The sequence below is a fragment of the Candidatus Pseudoscillospira sp. SGI.172 genome, assembly GCF_050313575.1.
Taxonomy (GTDB): domain Bacteria; phylum Bacillota; class Clostridia; order Oscillospirales; family Oscillospiraceae; genus Vermiculatibacterium.
On record NZ_JBNPLQ010000094.1, the window covers coordinates 1 to 295 of the forward strand.

1 pseudogene is annotated in these 295 nt (G+C 52.2%); it reads left to right on the forward strand.

Annotated elements, in window-relative coordinates:
• Window positions 1-262: pseudogene (locus tag ACQRD3_RS13595) on the forward strand (IS5 family transposase); the annotation flags it as partial.
• Between the last annotated feature and the right edge of the window lie 33 nt (window positions 263-295).

Below are 295 nucleotides of genomic sequence, written 5' to 3' on the forward strand. Positions count from 1 at the left end.
CGTGCTGGCAGACCGGGCCTATGGTGCCCGGACGATTCGGGAATATATCTCAGCGCACGGGGCCAGCTATGTGATCCCGCCGCAAAGCAACGTTTCCGATCCCTGGCCGGTTGACTGGCATCTGTATAAAGAACGCCATCTGGTGGAGTGTTTTTTCCAGAAAATCAAGTGGTTTCGCAGAATCGCCACCCGATATGACAAGTCGGATGCTTCCTTCCTGGCCTTTGTGTATCTTGCCTCCATCGCTATTTTGTTGCTTTAGCACAATCTCCGCCTTTTTTCAAACAAGCCCTAG